Here is an 18,221-nt window from a genome sequence, read left to right as displayed (position 1 = left end):
CACTACCCGAGAACCTTCCCGCAAACATTGGGTCAAAGCTGCATCTCCCCATGTAGTACCGCATGATGTCGCGCCTCGTCGCCTTGCTCTTACTGCTGTGCACCGGCCTGGCCCAGGCCGCTGCCCCCACCGTGCTGCAACGCCCGATCGACCTGGACACCGGCCAAGGCGTGCTGCACGGCAGCCTGCTGCTGCCGCAACAGGCCTCCCCGCCGCCGGTGGTACTGATTATCGCCGGCTCCGGCCCCACCGACCGCGACGGCAACAACCCGGCGTCGGGCCGGGTCGACAACCTCAAACGCCTGGCTTTGCTACTGGCCAACGAGCACATTGCAAGCGTGCGCTACGACAAGCGTGGAGTGGCTGCCAGCCAGCCGGCCACGCCTGATGAGCGCAACCTCAGCGTGGAGCGCTACGTGGCCGATGTGGTCGCCTGGAGCCACAAGCTCAAGGCTGACCCGCGCTTCGGCCCGCTGATCCTGGTTGGGCATAGCGAAGGTGCGCTGATCGCAAGCCTGGCCGCAGAACAGGCCGGCGCCAGTGCGGTGATCACCCTGGCCGGCAGTGGCCGGCCGCTGGCCGACGTGCTGCGCGAGCAACTGGCCAAGCGGCTGCCACCGGCGCAACTGGCCAGTGGCAGCGCCCTGCTCGACCGCCTGCAGGCCGGGCAAACCAGCCTGGAAGTACCCGCGCCGCTGCGCCAGGTGTTCCGCCCCAGCGTTCAGCCCTACCTGATCTCGCTGTTCCAGCAGAACCCGGCGGCAGCCTTTGCCCGCCTGCCCATGCCCGCATTGATCGTGCAGGGGCGCAACGACGTGCAGGTGGACGTGGCCGACGCCGAACGGCTCAAGGCGGCCAAGCCGGATGCGCAGCTTGTGCTGATCGACGGCATGAACCACATGCTGCGCATCAGCCCCAGGGACATGAGCCAGCAGCGCGACAGCTACCTCAACCCCGAGCTGCCGCTGGCGCGCGAGCTGGGTGAGCGCATTGTGACGTTCATCCAGCATTTGCCTTCGGCATGAGGTAAACGAGCTCAGGTCCGCGGCAAGCCTGCCGATACAGCAGGCATAGCCGAGGACAAGCCTGATGACTACCGCCCCCGCCGCCGCAGAGCCGGCCGAAGAATCCCAGGAAAACCCTGCCCTGCCTTGGGCAGAACTGGGCACAGAACACTTCCAGCTGCTGCGCCTGGCCGCGCTGCCCACCGACCGCAGCACCGGCGCACGGCCGCTACGCTTTGTGCAGTTCGGCTATGCCGAGCGCCACGACAAGGCCCACAGCTTGCTACGCATGGAAATCCAGCTGCCTGGGCAAAAGGTGCACAAAGAGCAGAACCGCCTGGACATCCGCGTAGACCATACCGAGCGCCTTGTGCGCATTGGCAGTGAACACGGCCTGCAACTGGAACCGGTAAACCGTGGCATTGGCCGCTTCATGCTCGCCCAGGCCGCGCAATGGCTGCAGCGCAAGTGGCCGCACTACCGGGTGCCAGGCATGGCGCTGCCGAGCAAGGATGCCCTGAGCGAGGACTCACGCCTGCGCCGTGACCAATGCTTGCGCGGGGTGGGGATCGAAGTGGAGTACGAGGACGGCCAGCACCTGAAGGGCCGGACCGTGGACATGACCGTAGGCCAGCTTAAGGCCGCCTGGAGCAACGAGCGCCTGCAGCGAGTGGAGATTCTGGACGCCGCCAACCTGCTGCAGCAGGCGGACCAGCAGTTGCAAGAGATGGAGGGGCAACTGCGCGAGCGCGATGAACGGGTGGCCAAGTACCACCGCGAGGACAGCGGGCTGCGCTTCACCATCACCTGCCTGGTGGCGTTTGCGGTGTTTCAGGCGGGGTTGTTGATCTGGATAGCAACCCGCTGACACCGCGCCAGCGGGTGGATATTAGGGCCGCTTTGCGGCCCATCGCGACACAAGGCCGCTCCCACAAGGTATCGCGATCAATCTGTGGGAGCGGCCTTGTGTCGCGATGGGCTGCAAAGCAGCCCCAAATAGCCTAAACGCGGGCTTTGAACAACTCCTGATGCTGGCGGCACTGCTCGGCGGTGAGCATGAACACCCCATGCCCGCCACGCTCGAACTCCAGCCAGGCAAAGTCCACTTCTGGGTACAACGCCTCGACATGCACCTGGCTGTTGCCCACTTCAACAATCAGCAGGCCCTTGTCGGTCAGGTGGTCTGCCGCTTCGGCCAGCATGCGCCGTACCAGGTCCAGGCCGTCGTTGCCGCAGGCCAGGCCCAGTTCGGGCTCGTGGTGATACTCGGCCGGCATGTCGTCGAAGTCTTCGGCATCGACGTACGGCGGGTTGGACAGGATCAGGTCGAAACGCTGCCCCGGCAAGCCGCCAAAACCATCGCCCTGCACGGTATACACGCGGCCATCCAGGCCATGGCGCTCGATATTCTGGTTGGCCACTTCAAGGGCCTCGAACGACAGGTCGGCCAGCACCACCTCTGCCTCGGGGAACACGTCGGCGGCGACGATACCAATACAGCCCGACCCCGTGCACAGGTCAAGAATGCGTGCCGGCTCGCTCGCCAGCCACGGTTCGAAGCGTTTTTCGATCAGCTCGCCAATGGGCGAGCGCGGCACCAGCACGCGCTCGTCAACGATGAACGCCATGCCGCAGAACCACGCTTCGCCCAACAGGTAGGCAGCCGGCACCCGCTCTTCGATCCGGCGTTTGAGCAAATGCTGCAGGCGTACCCGCTCGTCGTCCTCGAGCATGCAGTCCAGGTAGCTGTCGGCCACCTCCCATGGCAGGTGCACAGCACCCAGCACCAGCATGCGGGCCTCGTCCCAAGCGTTGTCGGCACCGTGGCCGAAGAACAGGTCGTGCTCGTGGAAGCGGCTGACCGCCCAGCGGATGTAGTCGCGCAGCGTGCGCAGACGGGATGTGATCACGGGGTACTCCTATTTCAGACCGGCCAAAAGTCTAACAGCCCCACCCGCACATTTGTTCGTTTGCCGTGACCAGTGGCTAGCCAGAGGCCAGTAACCACGCCGCTTGCGTTGTCAACCATTCCCATTGGCGTCAAGGCAGGGGACAATAGGTATACAAAAGCCCTTCCAAGGAGCCCTTGATGTCCGTTCCAACCACGATGTTCCGCCTCACTGGCCGCGACTACCCGCCGGCCAAGCTGAGCCACGCCAGCCTGATCATCATCGATGCACAAAAGGAGTACCTCAGTGGGCCCCTGCAGCTGTCGGGCATGGACGAGGCCGTGGCCAACATCGCCAGGTTGCTCGACGCCGCCCGTAAAAGCGGCCGTCCGATCATCCATGTTCGCCACCTGGGCACTGTCGGTGGCCGCTTCGACCCACAGGGGCCTGCCGGCCAGTTCATTCCGGGGCTGGAGCCGCTCGAAGGCGAAATCGTCATCGAAAAACGCATGCCCAACGCATTCAAGAACACCCAACTGCACGAAACGCTGCAGGCGCTGGGCCACCTGGACCTGATCGTCTGTGGTTTCATGAGCCATTCCAGCGTCAGCACCACCGTGCGCCGCGCCAAGGACTATGGTTACCGGTGCACCCTGGTGGAAGACGCCTCGGCAACCCGTGACCTGGCCTTCAAGGATGGCGTCATCCCGGCCGCGCAGATTCACCAGTGCGAAATGGCCGTGATGGCTGACAACTTCGCTTGCGTGGCCCCCACCGCCAGCCTGATCTGAGCGGCTGGGCACTACCGCCCGGCAGCCGGGCGGAACCCGATGGGCGGCGGCAGGTCGAATTCCGGATATCCACAGAGGAGAGCGGAATGAAGCTTAAAGGCAGTTTCGACGCCAAGCGCCTGCGCCCGCGCCAGCCGCGCAATTGGGGCGCCCGCCTGGCGGCCGGCCTGTCGGCGCTGCTGGCGACCCTGGGCGTGCTGCTGGCCATGGCCGGCGTCGCCGGTTTGCTGGGCAACTACCCTGCCCTGCAAGAACTCAACACCAACAAGCCGCTGTCCAGCATCCTCACCGTGGCTGGCTTGTTGCTGCTGTGGCTGGGGGTGCGCTTCTGGCGGCGCAGCCGTATTCGCTTGCGTCGCGGGCGGGAATTGAACCTGTCGCCGCACCTGATGAAAAAGCACGACTGAATCCTGCACTGGCCCTATCGCCGGCAAGCCAGCTCTCACAGGATTATCACAGGCCTGAGTGTTGTGCAGTACCTGTGGGCGCTGGCTTGCCGGCGATAGGGCCCGCACAGGCTGCACACGGCCCCACAGTCGCGTAAACTACGCCGCCCACGTGGAGGCATCATGCAAGACGACGATTTTTCCCTGTTCAAGGCCGAAGTGCGTGGCGTGAAGCCAATCCGCCACGACCGCGCCGAAGTCGGCAAGCCCAAGGCCGACCGCCAGAAGCTGGCCGGTCTGCGCCAGGCAGCGACCGTGCGCAGTGACAAGGCCTTGGTAATCGACGGTATGTCCGACCTGTTCGTCATCGATGTTGGCGCCGAAGACGAGCTTATGTGGCGCCGCGACGGCGTTCAGGAAGGCCAGTTGCGCAAGCTGAAGCTGGGCCAGATCCCGTTCGAGGGCAGCCTCGACCTGCACGGCATGACCGTGGAAAAGGCCCGCGAAACCCTGTGGGACTTCATCGCCGAAGCTACCAGACTGGAAGTGCGCTGCGTAAGGGTTACCCACGGCAAGGCGGCACGTCTGGACGGCAAGCGCCCGATGATCAAAAGCCACGTCAACACCTGGCTGCGCCAGCACCCGCAAGTGCTCGGTTTTGCCTCGTGCAGCGCCCGCCACGGCGGCACCGGCGCGGTGTATGTCATGCTCAAGCGAACCATGCTCGAAGGCCGCGACGAGTAACGCCGCGCTTGCAGCGCCGCCCTCACCGCCGTAACCTTCGTTTTTGCGATTTTTTCCCACAGGTAGATCCATGTCCCTGGAACAGAACTACACCGAGATCCTCAGCCAGATTGGCGAGGACGTCTCCCGTGAGGGCCTGCTCGACACGCCCAAGCGGGCTGCAAAGGCGATGAAGTACCTTTGCCGCGGTTATGAGCAAACACTGGAAGAAGTCACCAACAACGCGCTGTTCAGCTCTGACAACAGCGAAATGGTGCTGGTCCGGGACATCGAGCTGTATTCGATGTGCGAACACCACATGCTGCCGTTCATCGGCAAGGCACACGTGGCCTACCTGCCCAAGGGCAAGGTACTGGGCCTGTCGAAAGTAGCGCGCATCGTCGACATGTATGCCCGCCGCCTGCAGATCCAGGAAAACCTCAGCCGCCAGATCGCCGAAGCCGTGCAGCAGGTCACCGGTGCCGCCGGTGTGGCCGTGGTGGTCGAGGCCAAGCACATGTGCATGATGATGCGCGGTGTCGAAAAGCAGAACTCGACCATGATCACCTCGGTGATGCTGGGTGAGTTCCGCGACAACGCCGCCACCCGCAGCGAGTTCCTCAGCCTGATCAAGTGATTGGCTGCTGACCCCAAGCCGACCCAGCCGGGTCGGCTTTTGCATTTCAGGAGTTGCCCATGATCGTCAAAGCCCTGCGGGTTGGCCTCGGCCAGCTCATCGTGTTCGGTGACTGGATCAGCCGCCCAGCCAAGCGCAAGCGCGACGCCGCTGCCCAGGCCCGCGTCGAGCAAGCGGCCAAGGGCCTGGCGCTGTACCAGTTCCATGCCTGCCCGTTCTGCGTAAAGACCCGCCGCACCCTGCACCGGCTGAATGTGCCGGTGGCGCTGCGCGATGCAAAGAATGACCCGGTGCACCGCCAGGCCCTGCAGGAAGGTGGCGGCCGGGTGAAGGTGCCGTGCCTGCGCATTGAAGAAGCCGGCAAGGTGACCTGGATGTATGAGTCCAAGGCCATCGTTGCCTACCTGGATGAGCGTTTTGCCTCGGCCTGATAGCGTCTAGTCATCCCGTATCGGCCCTATCGCCGGCAAGCCAGCTCCCACAGGTTAATCACAGGGCTGAATATTGTGGGGTCCCTGTGGGAGCTGGCTTGCCGGCGATAGGGCCAGCACAGGCTGACAATCAACCCACCATCGGCACATGCCGCGGGTGGCTGCTGACCCGCTCCAGCCAGGCCCGTACCGCCGGGTAATCGGCCAGGTCGAACCCGCCCTGCTGCGCCACATGGGTGTAGGCATACAGCGCCACATCGGCAATGGAGTACTGCTCACCCACCAGGTAAGGCGTCATCTGCAGCTGTCGCTCCATCACCCTCAGTGCCTTGTAGCCGCCCTTGTGCAGCTTGCGGTACTCATCCACCCGTTCATCCGGCAGCCCCAGGTAGAACTGGATGAAGCGCGCCACGGCAATGTACGGCTCATGGCTGTACTGCTCGAAGAACTGCCACTGCAACACCTGCGTGCGCAGGCGCGGTTCGCTGGGCAGGAACTCGCTGCCATCGGCCAGGAAGTTGAGAATGGCATTGGATTCCCACAGGTAGCTGCCGTCTTCCAGCTCCAGCACGGGCACCTTGCCGTTGGGGTTCATCGCCAGAAACTCAGGCGTTTCGGTCTCGCCCTTGAGGATGTCCACCGGGTGCCATTCATACGGCCGGCCCAGCAGGCTCAACATCAGCTTGACCTTGTAGCAGTTGCCCGACTGGTAGTCGCCATAGACCTTGTACATCGCCCCTCCCCTTCCAAGCAGTTTTGCAATTGCGCCCAATAGTTGGTGACTGTACGGCTAAAAGCAATGGCCGCTGTATGGCAAGGATCAATCTTGCTCGCTGTAGTCTGAAAAAACTGCTTACACCTTTACAAGGACTTTGTTCATGACCGATGCCACTTCCGCACGCCTGCGGCCCCTGGCAGACACTTCCCCGTCGGCGGTGGTCGCCGGCTTCATCGCCATGCTCACCGGCTATACCAGTTCGCTGGTATTGATGTTCCAGGCCGGCCAGGCAGCCGGGCTGACCACCGCGCAGATCTCCTCTTGGATCTGGGCGCTGTCGATCGGCATGGCGGTCTGCAGCATCGGCCTGTCGCTGCGCTACCGCACCCCGATCACCATTGCCTGGTCTACCCCCGGTGCCGCCTTGCTGATCACCAGCCTGGGCGGTGTGAGCTATGGCGAGGCCATTGGTGCCTACATCACCTGTGCCGTGCTGGTACTCCTCTGCGGCCTCACCGGCAGCTTCGAGCGCCTGGTCAAACGGATTCCGGCTTCGCTGGCCTCGGCGTTGCTGGCGGGTATCCTGTTCAAGATCGGTAGCGAAATTTTTGTTGCGGCGCAGCATCGCACATTGCTGGTGCTGGGCATGTTCTTCAGCTACCTGCTGGTCAAGCGCCTGTCGCCGCGTTACTGCGTGCTGGCGGCGTTGCTGGTGGGCACGGCATTGTCCGGCGCCCTGGGCCTGCTGGACTTCAGCGGCTTCCACCTGGAGGTGGCCAAGCCGGTGTGGACCACACCAAGCTTCTCGCTGGCGGCAACCATCAGCATTGGCATTCCGCTGTTCGTGGTGGCCATGACCTCCCAGAACATGCCCGGCGTCGCCGTGCTGCGTGCCGACGGCTATCAGGTACCGGCCTCGCCGCTGATTTCAGCCACCGGCTTTGCCTCACTGTTGCTGGCGCCATTCGGTTCGCACGGGGTCAACCTGGCGGCGATCAGCGCGGCGATCTGCACCGGGCCACACGCCCATGAAGACCCAGGCAAACGCTACACCGCAGCGGTATGGTGCGGGATTTTCTACGGCATCGCCGGGGTGTTCGGGGCGACCTTGGCGGCGTTGTTTGCAGCGTTGCCGAAAGAGCTGGTGCTGTCGATTGCCGCCCTGGCGCTGTTCGGCTCGATCATGAACGGGCTGACCGTGGCCATGAGCGAGGCGCGCGAGCGGGAGGCGGCAGTGATTACCTTCATGGTCACGGCTTCAGGACTTACGTTGTTCTCGATTGGCTCGGCGTTCTGGGGGATTGTGGCGGGGGTGCTGGCCTTGATGATCCTCAACCCGCGCAAGGCCTGACTGCAACGCGGTAAATGTGGGAGCGGCCCTTTCGCGACACAAGGCCGCTCCCACAAAGACCGTATTCACAAAGCCTGCTGAATCACAACCTGAAATGCCCCACCATCCCCTTCAAATCAATGCCTAACTGCGCCAGTTCCACACTCGACCGGGCATTGTCCTGCATTGCCAGCGCCGCCTGATCCGCACTGCCGCGAATCTGCGTGACACTGCGGCTGATCTCTTCCGCCACCGAGCTCTGCTGCTCGGCCGCCGCAGCAATCTGCTGGTTCATCTGCTGGATCAACGAAACCGCAGCAGCAATGCTGCCCAACGCGCTCTCGGTGTGCAGCGCATCGGCCACCGCCAACCGCACCAGCTCGGTGCTGCCACGGATCTGCGCCACCGACTGCTGGGCATTGCCGCGCAGGCTGGCAACCAGTGCCTCGATCTGCTCGGTAGACTGCCGGGTACGCCGCGCCAACGCACGCACCTCATCGGCCACCACGGCAAAACCACGCCCCTGCTCGCCAGCGCGGGCGGCCTCGATGGCGGCATTCAGCGCCAGCAGGTTGGTCTGCTCGGCCACGCTTTTGATCACTTCGAGCACGTCGCCGATGGTGTGGATTTCGGCACTGAGGCTGTCGATGCCGGCGCTGGCCGTTTCCGCTGCCGACGCCAACTGCTCGATGCGCTGCATGCTCTGACGCACCACCTGCTGCCCCGAGCCGACCTTGTCGTCCGCCGCCTGGGCGGCCTGCGCCGCTTGCTCGGCATTGCGCGCCACATCGTGCACAGTGGCCGTCATCTGCTGCATGGCGGTGGCCACCTGCTCGGTTTCCTCCTTCTGGCTGCCCACCTCACGGTTGGTCTGCTCGGTCACGGCCGACAACGCCTGGGCGCTGCCAGCCAGTTGTTCGATACCTTGCTGCAACCCACTGACAATGCCCGACAGGCCCGCCGCCATCTGCTGCATGGCCTGCATCAACTGCCCCACCTCGTCGCGCCGCGGTGGCTGGGCGTCAAAGCCAAGCTCGCCAGCCGCAATGCGCTGGGCGCGGCCGATGACATGCTTGAGCGGGCCGACGACCGCGCGAGTGATCAGCCAGGCAGCCAGTACACCCACCAGCAGCGCCAAGGCAGTGGCCAAGGCAATGGCCACAGCATTGCGTTGCAGCTCGGCCTGCAGGGCCTGCTGCTGGGTCAGGTAGGCCTGGTCGACCCTCCCGGTGACCTGCTCGGCACTGGCCTGCAACTGGGCTTTGAGCCCCTGCTCACGGGCCAGCTGGTCGGTATATTCATTGAGTTTTTCCGAGAAGCTGCCAATGTGCCCCGCCACTTCGCCCAGCACGCTCTGGTAGCCGGCATCACTGACCGTGCCCTGCAACTGACCAACCAGGCTGGCAGCCTCCACTGTCTGGGCAATGCGCGCCTGGCTCACGCCCTCTTCGCCCTTGCGGCTTTTTTCCAAGCGTACGCGCGCTTCGTCCATGGCCTGCAACATCAGCCGCGATACCTGTGCCACCTGCGCAGCCTGCTCAAGAAACTCGCCCCCCTGCTGGCCCTGGGACTGCTTGAGGGTATAGACGCCGTCATCGGCCAGGCCGGCCTGCAGCACATCAAGGTTATTGGCAACGCTGGACACCGACCAGCTGGCCATGTCCAGCGCCAGCTCCTTGGCCTGCACCGCTGCTACGAAAGCCTCGAACGCCTGGCCGTAGGCCGCCAGGTCAGTTTCTGCGGCCACCAACGCCGGCAGGCCACGGGCGCGCTCGGCCAAGCCCTGCAGGCCACTGCGCAAGGCCTCGGCCTGCTGAATATCGGAGCGCAGGGCAAATGCCTGCTCATGCTGACGCAAGCGCAGCAGGTCGGTATTGAACTGTGCCAGTTGGCGCAAACTGTCGAAGCGCTGGCCAACGCTGGCCAGCGCGGCGATGCCGATGGCCGCCACCGCCAGGGTCAGCACCAGCACCAAGGCAAAGCCCAGGCCGAGTTTGCGGGCCATGCCCAGGTTGGCCAGCACACCGTGCTTGCTCGCGCCCATCGCCGATTCCCCTTCTGCGTGCGAGGTGATCCCGAAGGCCAAGGGTGGCAACGTTGCCCGCCGATGAACAAGGGCCTGGCGTCAGAATAGTGTCAAATAGCTATGAGCGTGTCGTTTTCAGCTTGGCAGAGGTCGCCCCGCATACCGGTTAGGGGCCTCGACCCGCGAATACTGCCCAGAGGCGACATGGATGCGCACCTGGCTCAGATCGCCGTAGCCCCGCCATCCACCGTCAGGCAATGCCCGGTGGTAAACGCTGCGCCGTCGCTGCACAGGTACAGCACGGCGCTGGCAATTTCCTCGACCTTGCCAATGCGACCTACCGGGTGCATGGCGGCGGCGAACTCGGCTTTGCGTGGGTCTGCCTCGTAGGCGCGGCGGAACATGTCGGTATCGATTACCGCCGGGCACACGGCATTCACACGGATGCCCTTCTTGGCGTATTCGATGGCCGCCGACTTGGTCAGGCCTATCACTGCGTGCTTGGAGGCGCTGTAAATACTCATCTTTGGCGCCGCACCCAGCCCCGCCACCGACGCGGTATTGACGATCACCCCACCGCCTTGGACCAGCAGCAAGGGCAGCTGGTACTTCATGCACAGCCACACGCCCTTCACGTTAACGCCCATGATGGCATCGAACTCCGCCTCACTGCCTTCGGCCAGGCGGTGTTGCTCAATCTCGATGCCGGCGTTGTTGTAGGCATAGTCCAGCCGGCCGAATGCAGCGATCAGGCGCTCGTGCAACTGGCGCACCTCGGCGTCGCGGGTAACGTCACAGGCGATGAACAAGGCCTCGCCACCTGCGGCGTGAATCTGCGCCACCGTCGCCTCGCCACCCAGCGGGTCGAGGTCGGCCACCACCACCTTCAGGCCCTCATGGGCGAACGCCAGGGCCGTCGCCCGGCCTATGCCGGCAGCGCCGCCAGTGACCAGCGCTACCTGGCCGGAAAAGGTCATGCTCATTGCGTGCTCCTCAGGGGATGGTGGGTTTCAGAGCATAGTCAGACACCGCCAGGCCGGGCAGCATCATCACACCAACGGTTGAGCTACCATGCTTGTCAGTGATGTTAGGGACCTGCCTACATCAACAAGGTAGATTGAACACCTATCATCTTCCATTGCCCACAAGGACCCCGCCATGACCCAGACCAACCGCCGCTTCCTGCTTGCCAAACGCCCGGTCGGCGCAGTGCGCCGTGACGACTTCACCTTCGAAAGCGTACCCGCCGAACAACCTGGCGAAGGCCAGGTGCTGGTGCGCAACCTGTACCTGTCGCTGGACCCCGCCATGCGCGGCTGGATGAACGAAGGCAAGTCCTACATCCCCCCCGTGGCCCTGGGTCAGGTCATGCGTGCGCTGGGCGTGGGCGAAGTGGTTGCGTCCAACCACCCGGCGTTCAAGCCGGGCGACCACGTCAGTGGCGCCCTTGGCGTGCAAGACTACTTCACCGGCGAGCCCCAGGGCCTGCACAAGATCGACCCCAACCTGGCGCCCCTGCCCCGCTACCTGTCGGCACTGGGCATGACCGGCATGACCGCCTACTTCGCCCTGCTGGAAGTTGGCCAACCCAAGGCCGGCGAAACCGTGGTCATCTCCGGCGCTGCCGGTGCGGTGGGCAGCATTGTCGGGCAAATTGCCAAGGTCAAAGGCTGCCGCGTGGTCGGCATTGCCGGCGGGGCCGAGAAGTGCCAGTACCTGAAAGATGAACTGGGCTTTGACGGGGTGATCGACTACAAGGCCGAAGACGTGCTGGCCGGCTTGAAGCGCGAATGCCCCAAAGGTGTGGACGTTTACTTTGACAACGTGGGCGGCGACATCCTCGATGCCGTGCTGACGCGCATCAACTTCAAGGCCCGCATCGTGATTTGCGGTGCGATCAGCCAGTACAACAACAAGGAAGCGGTAAAAGGCCCGGCCAACTACCTGTCGCTGCTGGTGAACCGTGCACGCATGGAAGGCTTTGTGGTGATGGACCATGCCAAGGACTACGGCAAGGCCGCGCTGGAGATGGCCGGCTGGCTGGCCAGTGGGCAGGTGAAGAGCAAGGAGGATGTGGTGGAGGGGCTGGAGACGTTCCCTGAGACGTTGCTGAAGCTGTTCAGTGGGGAGAATTTTGGCAAGTTGGTGCTGAAGGTGTGACGTTGTGAGTTGCGTTTGGGGCTGAAAGCGCGTGCCTTGAGGGGTTTAGCGCCTGTGAGATCGAGCGCCGCGCGGGCGGCGCTCGATCTCACAGGCAAAGAAAATGCCCTGCCGGACCTTCCAGCCATCACACCTCATCCAGCCCGAAAAAAAAGCCAGCACACGCGTGCTGGCCTTTTTCATTACCGGGGGCTATTTACCCACGAATCTGCGCCACCACCGCAGCCAGCGCCTGGGCCGGGTCTGTGGCCTGGCTGATCGGTCGGCCGATCACCAGGTAATCCGAACCCGCATCCAGTGCCTGGCGCGGAGTGAGGATACGACGCTGGTCGTCCTGCGCACTGCCCGCCGGGCGAATGCCCGGGGTTACCAGCTGCAGCGACGGGTGCGCCGCCTTCAACGCCGGGGCCTCCAGCGCCGAACACACCAAACCGTCCATGCCCGCCTTTTGCGCCAGCGCCGCCAGGCGCAATACCTGCTCTTGCGGGTCGACATCCAGGCCAATACCGGCCAGGTCTTCGCGCTCCATGCTGGTCAGCACGGTCACGCCAATCAGCAATGGCTGCTGGCCGCTGCGCTTGTCCAGCACTTCACGGCAGGCGGCCATCATGCGCAGGCCACCGGAGCAATGCACGTTCACCATCCACACACCCATCTCGGCAGCAGCTTTTACAGCCATTGCCGTGGTGTTGGGGATGTCGTGGAACTTGAGGTCCAGGAACACTTCGAAGCCCTTGTCGCACAGGGTTTCGACAATGCCCGAAGCGCTGCTGGTGAACAGCTCCTTGCCAACCTTCACCCGGCACAGCGCGGGGTCAAGCTGGTCAGCCAGCTTCAGGGCGGCCTCACGGGTAGGGTAATCCAGGGCGACGATCAGGGGCGTCTGGCAGGCGGACATGGGCAGGGTCTCTTGGCAAGTCGAAAACGGCGCGCATTGTAAACGAAGTGACGCAGGCTTTGGGGCCCATGGGTCACGGAATTGGCCCAGCGGCGGCTGGCTTCTATAATTGAACCAACGGAACGGGTTAATGCTCAAATTTCGTACAAGCACTGCACACCCCCCGCTTAAGGAGTATGACAATGCCCTGGTATGCCTGGCTGATCCTCATCATAGCCCTCGGCTCCATCGTCGGCGGGCTGATGATGCTGCGCGATACGGCAAAAAAACTGCCACTGACTGACGAGCAACTGCGCAAGGTGCATGAGCGCAATGCCGAAGCGGACGCAAAGGACAACCAAGACCGCTGACGCACCAGGCGCTTGATTGAGGGCCAGGGCGACAAGCCCCAGCCCCCTCTCCCCTTACTCCACCATCACTTTGTCCCGGTTACGCTCCAGCAACGCGTTTCCGATCCCCTTGATCTCCAGCAATTCATCCACCGAAGCGAACGGCCCATTAGCCTCACGGTAGGCGACGATGGCCTCGGCCTTGGCTTTCCCTATCCCGTTCAACTCCTTCTGCAACGTCAGCGCATCAGCCTTGTTCAGGTCAAGCCGTGGCGCCTGCTGGGTCGGCATTTGGGCCACCACCGGTACCGGCTCGGGCACCGCCGTGGCGCTGGCAGGCGCCGCGCTAAGGGAGAAAGACAGGCTGGCGAACAGCGGCAGCAGCAGGTACGACAGAACGTTGTTGCGCATTGAAGAACACTCCTTGGGTTGGTCATTTTCCAGCAGCCGTTTTCCTTCGGCTGCGCAACAAACCCTAGTGCCTGCCCCCGCGGCAAAACAGCCCCCAACAGTAGCGAATGGTTACAGAAACTGTCTGCAATGGGCTCAACGTCATCTACCCAAAAAAGCCGTCAGCACGCCCACACCAGCCGCGCCCCATTTTTTATAGGCGTTTCGCTAAATTTACAGGCAGATTCTCGTTGGTCAGATACGGGCTGCCGACCTGCACCAGGCCATTCTCCTACAGCACCCGCCGCTCATGGCCCGCCTCTCAGGCAACCTGTCGCCGGCCCGCAAATCTCCTCGGCATGGCTGGCACCCTGCCGGCCTGCTGCTAGATTTGTTCAACACGGAAAACCGGTTTGCTTAAAGGACCCAAGCAAGAGGACCACCGCTGTGCCTCTCAAGACCCTCATCGTGTTCGGTACCCGCCCAGAAGCCATCAAGATGGCCCCCTTGGCCCTTCAGCTTGCTAACGACCCCCGCTTCGAGTCACGCGTGTGCGTTACCGGCCAGCATCGGCAAATGCTCGACCAGGTGCTGAAACTGTTCGAGATCAGCCCCGAGTACGACTTGAACATCATGCAACCCGGCCAGGACCTGACTGGCGTAACCACCGCGATTTTGCATGGCATCAAACCCATACTGGCTGAATTCAAGCCCGACATGGTGCTGGTGCACGGCGACACGGCCACCACCTTTGCCACCAGCCTGGCGGCGTACTACCAACAAATCCCGATCGCCCACGTTGAGGCCGGCCTGCGCACCCATAACCTGTATTCGCCCTGGCCCGAGGAGGGCAACCGGCGCCTGACCGGTGCGCTAGCCGCACTGCACTTCGCCCCTACCGCCATCTCGCACGATAATTTGCTGCGCGAAGGCATCGACCACGCCAGTGTTTTCATCACCGGCAATACAGTGATCGATGCCTTGCTGCAAGTGGTGCGCAAACTTGAGGTGCCAACACTGAGGGCTCAATTCGAGCACATGTTCCAATACCTTGCGGCTGATCGGCAGATGGTATTGATTACAGGCCACCGGCGAGAGAACTTTGGTGATGGCTTTGACCGCATTTGCCAGGCCCTGGTGCAAACCGCGCGGCAGTTCCCTGAGGTAGACATGGTGTACCCGGTGCACCTTAACCCTAACGTACGTGAGCCGGTAACGCGGTTGCTGGCGGACGTGAGCAACATCCACCTGATCGAGCCGCTGGACTACTTGCCGTTCGTTTATCTGATGACCCGTGCATACGTGATACTCACCGACTCCGGCGGTATTCAGGAGGAAGCACCAGCGCTGGGCAAACCCGTGCTGGTGATGCGCGATACCACAGAGCGGCCGGAGGCGGTAGCGGCGGGGACCGTGAAACTGGTCGGCACGCAGGTTGACGTCATAGTCGGGGAGCTGGCCAGGTTGCTGACGGATGAGCGCGCCTACCGTCAAATGAGCGTGGCGCAGAACCCCTATGGCGATGGCAAGGCATGTGACCGCATAGTTCAAGCGCTAGCCAGTTTTTGTATGAGCTTGAAAAGCGCATAGCCAGCCGTTCCAGGCAGCGAAGGGGGCTATTGCGTAGCCCCCTGCCGAGCAAGTTGGCTGACGGATCAACCGCGATGCCTACCCCGGAAGTAATCGATCAGCCCCTGGGTGGAGCCGTCTTCGGCGCTGTCTTCCAGGGTGCCAACCAGGCGTTGGTACACACCCTTGCCCAGCTCTTTGCCCAGCTCCACGCCCCACTGGTCAAAGGCGTTGATGCCCCAGATGACGCTCTGCACGAACACTTTGTGCTCGTACATCGCCACCAGCGCGCCCAAGCGGCGAGGGCTGATGCGCTCCACTACCAGGGTGTTGCTAGGGCGGTTGCCCGGGATCACCTTGTGCGGGGCCAGCTTCTCGATGTCCACTTCGTTCAGGCCTTTGCTGCGCAGTTCGGCCTCGGCTTCTTCACGTGTCTTGCCCTGCATCAGCGCCTGGCTCTGCGACAGGCAGTTGGCGTACAGCCACTGATGATGGTCGGCCACCGGGTTGAAGCTCACGACCGGCACGATGAAGTCGGCCGGAATCAGCTGGGTGCCCTGGTGCAACAACTGGTGGTAGGCATGCTGGCCGTTACAGCCGACGCCGCCCCAGATCACCGGGCCGGTGGCGGTTTTCACCGGGGCGCCGTCCTGCAGCACGCTCTTGCCGTTGGACTCCATGTCCAGCTGCTGCAGGTGCTTGGTAATGTTGCGCAGGTAGTGGTCGTACGGCAGGATCGCGTGGCTGCTCGCGCCCCAGAAATTGCCATACCACACACCCAGCAGGGCCAGCAGCACCGGCATGTTCTTGTCGAACGGCGCGGTCTGGAAGTGCTGGTCCATGGTGTGGGCACCTGACAGCAGCTCCTTGAAGTTGGCGGTGCCGATGGCCAGGGCAATGGGCAGGCCGATGGCCGACCATAGCGAATAGCGCCCACCCACCCAGTCCCACATCGGGAAGATGTTCTCTTCGCGAATGCCGAACGCCACTGCGGCGGCCTTGTTGCTGGAAACCGCGATGAAATGGCGGTACAGCTCGGCTTCCGAGCCGCCCTGGGCCAGGTACCAGGTACGCGCAGCCATGGCGTTTTTCAGGGTCTCGAGGGTGTTGAACGACTTCGACGAGACGATGAACAGGGTGGTTTCGGCGCGCAGGTTGGCCGAGAGCTCGTGGAATTCACTGCCGTCGATGTTCGCCAGGTAGTGGCAGCGTACGCCACGCTGAGCGTAAGGCAGTAGCGCTTCGGAAACCAGCTCGGGGCCAAGGAACGAGCCACCGATGCCAATGTTGACCACGTCGGTGATCGGCGTCTCGTTGTAGCCGCGCCACTGGCCACAATGGATGCGCCCGACCAGTTCAGTGATTTGGTTGAGCACCTTGTGCACTTCCGGCATGACGTCCACGCCGTTGACGCTGAGCTTGTCGCCCACCGGCCGGCGCAGGGCGGTGTGCAGCACCGGGCGGCCTTCGGAAGCGTTGATGATTTCGCCGCTGAACATCGACTTGATGGCGCCCTGCAGGCCCACTTCGTTGGCCAGGTTCACCAGCAGGTCGCGGCTTTGTTCGGTGATCAGGTTTTTCGAGTAGTCGAGGAACAGGCCGCAGCAGCTCAGGGAGAACTGGTCAAAGCGTTGGGCATCGGCGGCGAAGGCTTCGCGCATGCTGAAGCCTTGCATGGCTTTGCGATGTTCATTCAGCGCCTGCCAGGCGGGCATGCGCGTTACATCATGGGGGTTACGGTAATACGACATTGCAACTCGGTTCCTTCATGTACATCGTTCCTTGAATAGCCCCACTGCAGCGGGGCCTGGGTAGCAGCAACTGTTTGGCCCCTGAACTGAAAGACTGCTTGGTGCTTGCGTGCCCATGTAAAGCAACCTGGCATTGTATGTGCTGCTAATAGCCGGTTGCCAGCCATGAAGGTGACTTCTCCCGCTCATCGTGCAGAATTGTAAAAAAGTGTACGGAATAAGGCAGAGAAATGTATCATTGGATCCATTAGGCTGATGGCATTTTGATTCCATAAGGATGTGACGTGGTAGGCGATCCCCGGGTTTGGCAAAACGAGTACCCCCATGTTGTGCGTTATCGTGATGCCACCCTGCATTTTCAAACCGTCCTCCCCAGCCATACCCGGCAAGCTATCGAGCAGTTGGTGGAACAGACGCCAACCGCCAAACGCGTGAGTGCGCCGCTCCCGTGTAGCGCCAGCAAGCTTTTTGCCAAACGCGAAAAGCTCGACTCACTGAAAAAAAAATGGCGCATGCAACGTGGTAACCCAAAGCGCAACGGGATGTACGACTGGCCCATTGAAGAGCTGATTAACACGCGTGAAGCGGCCAAGCGAGGCGCCCGGGTACCGGGGCTGATCGGTTATGGATACACCAGCTCGAAACTTGGGCTGATCCAGGACTTTTTCCTGATTACCGAGTTGCTGCACGATCACGTCGACGGGTTGAGCAAAGCCCGTGAGGCGCCCGCAGCAGTGAGCGCCGTGATAGAGGCTACCTTCGAGCTGCTGCATGCATTGCACCGCCGAGGCATTACGCATATGGACCTGTGGGTTGCCAATGTCATGCTGCCCCAACAGGGTAAAGCTCGCGCCATCGACCTGGAAAACTGCTTCTTCGGCCAAACGGATTACCCGGATGAAATCCTGGGCTTCCAGTTTGGTTTTATCTACTTCCGAGAGATTTATCGGTACATCACCGAAGCGGACTATGACAGCGCGGTAGAGCAGGCGCTGGCCACGTATTTCCCGAACATTGGTCGCGCGGGTTTCGACCGCATTTATGCATTGGCCAAGCATCAGGAGGTGGGGCGCCTGGAGCGGCGTGACATCTTCAACAACGGCGTACTGCAGAGCCGTTGGTAGGGCCAGAGCGGGTTTAAGCTGTAGCGACGAACTTGCCCCAGGGCAGCGGTTAATCAATCAAGGCG

The 18,221-nt window shown here is 62.6% G+C and carries 19 protein-coding genes and 1 pseudogene; 12 read left to right on the top strand and 8 right to left on the bottom strand.

What is annotated here, in order from left to right:
- The first annotated feature begins 62 nt into the window (after window positions 1-62).
- On the top strand, window positions 63-1,025 hold the full coding sequence (locus tag OZ911_RS06735; protein ID WP_016485414.1) for an alpha/beta hydrolase: 963 nt from the start codon (window positions 63-65) through the stop codon (window positions 1,023-1,025).
- A gap of 64 nt (window positions 1,026-1,089) precedes the next feature.
- The gene (locus tag OZ911_RS06730) at window positions 1,090-1,872 is read left to right on the top strand and encodes a hypothetical protein (protein ID WP_023048646.1); all 783 of its coding nucleotides are present in this window, start codon (window positions 1,090-1,092) and stop codon (window positions 1,870-1,872) included.
- Window positions 1,873-2,005: 133 nt separating this feature from the next.
- Here OZ911_RS06730 and prmB read toward each other — a convergent pair whose 3' ends face one another.
- The gene (prmB, locus tag OZ911_RS06725) at window positions 2,006-2,914 is read right to left on the bottom strand and encodes a 50S ribosomal protein L3 N(5)-glutamine methyltransferase (protein ID WP_016485412.1); all 909 of its coding nucleotides are present in this window, start codon (window positions 2,912-2,914) and stop codon (window positions 2,006-2,008) included.
- A 179-nt stretch (window positions 2,915-3,093) separates the two neighbouring features.
- On the opposite strand from prmB, the gene OZ911_RS06720 reads away from it, so the two are divergent.
- The 5 genes from OZ911_RS06720 (at window position 3,094) to OZ911_RS06700 (ending at window position 5,861) form a co-directional block, all read left to right on the top strand.
- Complete coding sequence (locus OZ911_RS06720; RefSeq protein ID WP_012271080.1) at window positions 3,094-3,684, top strand: cysteine hydrolase family protein; 591 nt, start codon at window positions 3,094-3,096, stop codon at window positions 3,682-3,684.
- A gap of 86 nt (window positions 3,685-3,770) precedes the next feature.
- Window positions 3,771-4,091 carry a hypothetical protein gene (locus tag OZ911_RS06715; protein ID WP_016485411.1) on the top strand — a complete coding sequence of 107 codons (321 nt, stop codon included), beginning with the start codon at window positions 3,771-3,773 and terminating at the stop codon, window positions 4,089-4,091.
- A 162-nt stretch (window positions 4,092-4,253) separates the two neighbouring features.
- A complete protein-coding gene (locus OZ911_RS06710) occupies window positions 4,254-4,814 on the top strand; it encodes a Smr/MutS family protein (RefSeq protein ID WP_060518466.1) in 561 nt (186 codons plus the stop codon).
- Window positions 4,815-4,884: 70 nt separating this feature from the next.
- Complete coding sequence (folE, locus tag OZ911_RS06705; RefSeq protein ID WP_003252789.1) at window positions 4,885-5,430, top strand: GTP cyclohydrolase I FolE; 546 nt, start codon at window positions 4,885-4,887, stop codon at window positions 5,428-5,430.
- Between the two features lie 59 nt (window positions 5,431-5,489).
- A complete protein-coding gene (locus OZ911_RS06700) occupies window positions 5,490-5,861 on the top strand; it encodes a glutaredoxin (RefSeq protein WP_016485409.1) in 372 nt (123 codons plus the stop codon).
- A gap of 130 nt (window positions 5,862-5,991) precedes the next feature.
- On the opposite strand, the gene OZ911_RS06695 is transcribed toward OZ911_RS06700, so the two are convergent.
- Window positions 5,992-6,594 carry a glutathione S-transferase family protein gene (locus OZ911_RS06695; RefSeq protein ID WP_023047772.1) on the bottom strand — a complete coding sequence of 201 codons (603 nt, stop codon included), beginning with the start codon at window positions 6,592-6,594 and terminating at the stop codon, window positions 5,992-5,994.
- Window positions 6,595-6,739: 145 nt separating this feature from the next.
- Between OZ911_RS06695 and OZ911_RS06690 the strand changes: the two genes are divergently transcribed.
- The gene (locus OZ911_RS06690) at window positions 6,740-7,930 is read left to right on the top strand and encodes a benzoate/H(+) symporter BenE family transporter (protein ID WP_016485407.1); all 1,191 of its coding nucleotides are present in this window, start codon (window positions 6,740-6,742) and stop codon (window positions 7,928-7,930) included.
- 82 nt (window positions 7,931-8,012) lie between these two features.
- On the opposite strand, the gene OZ911_RS28935 is transcribed toward OZ911_RS06690, so the two are convergent.
- The 3 genes and pseudogenes from OZ911_RS28935 to OZ911_RS06680 form a co-directional block, all read right to left on the bottom strand.
- The gene (locus tag OZ911_RS28935) at window positions 8,013-8,717 is read right to left on the bottom strand and encodes a methyl-accepting chemotaxis protein (protein WP_371855235.1); all 705 of its coding nucleotides are present in this window, start codon (window positions 8,715-8,717) and stop codon (window positions 8,013-8,015) included.
- 204 nt (window positions 8,718-8,921) lie between these two features.
- Window positions 8,922-9,401: pseudogene (locus tag OZ911_RS28930) on the bottom strand (methyl-accepting chemotaxis protein); the annotation flags it as partial.
- Between the two features lie 755 nt (window positions 9,402-10,156).
- Entirely contained in the window at window positions 10,157-10,918 is a 762-nt protein-coding gene (locus OZ911_RS06680; protein ID WP_023047773.1) for an SDR family oxidoreductase, read from the bottom strand.
- Window positions 10,919-11,093: 175 nt separating this feature from the next.
- Here OZ911_RS06680 and OZ911_RS06675 point away from each other — a divergent pair, with 175 nt between their 5' ends.
- Entirely contained in the window at window positions 11,094-12,095 is a 1,002-nt protein-coding gene (locus OZ911_RS06675; protein WP_023047774.1) for an NADP-dependent oxidoreductase, read from the top strand.
- A 196-nt stretch (window positions 12,096-12,291) separates the two neighbouring features.
- On the opposite strand, the gene pyrF is transcribed toward OZ911_RS06675, so the two are convergent.
- Complete coding sequence (pyrF, locus tag OZ911_RS06670; RefSeq protein ID WP_016485403.1) at window positions 12,292-12,993, bottom strand: orotidine-5'-phosphate decarboxylase; 702 nt, start codon at window positions 12,991-12,993, stop codon at window positions 12,292-12,294.
- A gap of 182 nt (window positions 12,994-13,175) precedes the next feature.
- Here pyrF and OZ911_RS06665 point away from each other — a divergent pair, with 182 nt between their 5' ends.
- Window positions 13,176-13,343 carry a DUF2897 family protein gene (locus OZ911_RS06665; RefSeq protein WP_016485402.1) on the top strand — a complete coding sequence of 56 codons (168 nt, stop codon included), beginning with the start codon at window positions 13,176-13,178 and terminating at the stop codon, window positions 13,341-13,343.
- A 54-nt stretch (window positions 13,344-13,397) separates the two neighbouring features.
- Here the strand turns inward: OZ911_RS06665 and OZ911_RS06660 are convergent, their stop codons facing one another.
- Window positions 13,398-13,733: a ComEA family DNA-binding protein gene (locus OZ911_RS06660; RefSeq protein ID WP_016485401.1), complete on the bottom strand. Its 336-nt coding sequence runs from the start codon at window positions 13,731-13,733 to the stop codon at window positions 13,398-13,400.
- Window positions 13,734-14,159: 426 nt separating this feature from the next.
- Between OZ911_RS06660 and wecB the strand changes: the two genes are divergently transcribed.
- Complete coding sequence (wecB, locus tag OZ911_RS06655) at window positions 14,160-15,302, top strand: non-hydrolyzing UDP-N-acetylglucosamine 2-epimerase (RefSeq protein WP_016485400.1); 1,143 nt, start codon at window positions 14,160-14,162, stop codon at window positions 15,300-15,302.
- 65 nt (window positions 15,303-15,367) lie between these two features.
- On the opposite strand, the gene pgi is transcribed toward wecB, so the two are convergent.
- Window positions 15,368-17,032 carry a glucose-6-phosphate isomerase gene (gene pgi / locus OZ911_RS06650; protein ID WP_268968586.1) on the bottom strand — a complete coding sequence of 555 codons (1,665 nt, stop codon included), beginning with the start codon at window positions 17,030-17,032 and terminating at the stop codon, window positions 15,368-15,370.
- A 329-nt stretch (window positions 17,033-17,361) separates the two neighbouring features.
- Between pgi and OZ911_RS06645 the strand changes: the two genes are divergently transcribed.
- Window positions 17,362-18,156 (top strand): lipopolysaccharide kinase InaA family protein, encoded by a 795-nt coding sequence (locus OZ911_RS06645; protein ID WP_224372456.1) that lies wholly within the window; start codon window positions 17,362-17,364, stop codon window positions 18,154-18,156.
- Window positions 18,157-18,221: the final 65 nt, after the last annotated feature.

The sequence above is a fragment of the Pseudomonas fortuita genome (assembly GCF_026898135.2).
GTDB classification, from domain to species: Bacteria; Pseudomonadota; Gammaproteobacteria; order Pseudomonadales; family Pseudomonadaceae; genus Aquipseudomonas; species Aquipseudomonas fortuita.
This window is presented reverse-complemented; position numbering and strand designations above follow the sequence as displayed.

Coding starts and splice junctions, on each gene's coding strand:
- OZ911_RS06735 (WP_016485414.1), top strand. CDS start 63: ATGATGTCGCGCCTCGTCGCCTTGCTCTTACTGCTGTGCACCGGCCTG.
- OZ911_RS06730 (WP_023048646.1), top strand. CDS start 1,090: ATGACTACCGCCCCCGCCGCCGCAGAGCCGGCCGAAGAATCCCAGGAA.
- OZ911_RS06720 (WP_012271080.1), top strand. CDS start 3,094: ATGTCCGTTCCAACCACGATGTTCCGCCTCACTGGCCGCGACTACCCG.
- OZ911_RS06715 (WP_016485411.1), top strand. CDS start 3,771: ATGAAGCTTAAAGGCAGTTTCGACGCCAAGCGCCTGCGCCCGCGCCAG.
- OZ911_RS06710 (WP_060518466.1), top strand. CDS start 4,254: ATGCAAGACGACGATTTTTCCCTGTTCAAGGCCGAAGTGCGTGGCGTG.
- folE (WP_003252789.1), top strand. CDS start 4,885: ATGTCCCTGGAACAGAACTACACCGAGATCCTCAGCCAGATTGGCGAG.
- OZ911_RS06700 (WP_016485409.1), top strand. CDS start 5,490: ATGATCGTCAAAGCCCTGCGGGTTGGCCTCGGCCAGCTCATCGTGTTC.
- OZ911_RS06695 (WP_023047772.1), bottom strand. CDS start 6,594: ATGTACAAGGTCTATGGCGACTACCAGTCGGGCAACTGCTACAAGGTC.
- OZ911_RS06690 (WP_016485407.1), top strand. CDS start 6,740: ATGACCGATGCCACTTCCGCACGCCTGCGGCCCCTGGCAGACACTTCC.
- OZ911_RS28935 (WP_371855235.1), bottom strand. CDS start 8,717: ATGACGGCCACTGTGCACGATGTGGCGCGCAATGCCGAGCAAGCGGCG.
- OZ911_RS06680 (WP_023047773.1), bottom strand. CDS start 10,918: ATGAGCATGACCTTTTCCGGCCAGGTAGCGCTGGTCACTGGCGGCGCT.
- OZ911_RS06675 (WP_023047774.1), top strand. CDS start 11,094: ATGACCCAGACCAACCGCCGCTTCCTGCTTGCCAAACGCCCGGTCGGC.
- pyrF (WP_016485403.1), bottom strand. CDS start 12,993: ATGTCCGCCTGCCAGACGCCCCTGATCGTCGCCCTGGATTACCCTACC.
- OZ911_RS06665 (WP_016485402.1), top strand. CDS start 13,176: ATGCCCTGGTATGCCTGGCTGATCCTCATCATAGCCCTCGGCTCCATC.
- OZ911_RS06660 (WP_016485401.1), bottom strand. CDS start 13,733: ATGCGCAACAACGTTCTGTCGTACCTGCTGCTGCCGCTGTTCGCCAGC.
- pgi (WP_268968586.1), bottom strand. CDS start 17,032: ATGTCGTATTACCGTAACCCCCATGATGTAACGCGCATGCCCGCCTGG.